Origin of the sequence: Streptomyces sp. P9(2023), assembly GCF_032436795.1 — a bacterium.
GTDB lineage: Bacteria > Actinomycetota > Actinomycetes > Streptomycetales > Streptomycetaceae > Streptomyces.
The window spans coordinates 1-310 of record NZ_JAUPWM010000310.1 but is presented as its reverse complement, the minus strand read 5'-3'; the positions used below and the strand labels follow the sequence as shown (position 1 = coordinate 310).

The 310-nt window shown below is 64.2% G+C and carries 1 protein-coding gene; it reads right to left on the bottom strand.

What is annotated here, in order from left to right:
• The coding region (locus Q5762_RS37750) for a hypothetical protein (RefSeq protein WP_315896832.1) at positions 1 to 269 on the bottom strand (269 nt) is incomplete at its 3' end.
• Positions 270 to 310: the final 41 nt, after the last annotated feature.

Genomic DNA, 310 nt, shown 5'->3' with positions numbered 1-310 from the left:
CTGGCGAAAGCCTCGCCCTCGGGGGTACGGTGCGCGGGGAGGCTGTGGTAGACGATGCCGAGTTGCGCATTGGCGGCCTCCCAGAGCTGGCGGGCGAGGCCCTCGCCGCGGCGATCCTCGCGGGTCTCGATCTGCATGACCTCGGCGTCGCTGATGCTGACGTACAGCTCGGAGGCGATGCCCTGCTCGTCGGAGATCTCCCAGATGTGGTTGGCTGTGTCGGTCTCGCTGTAGTAGCTGCCGGTGCGGTAGGTGATCGTGGCGTTCATACTGGGATACATCAGATAGGGAAAGGAACCCACTATGAACG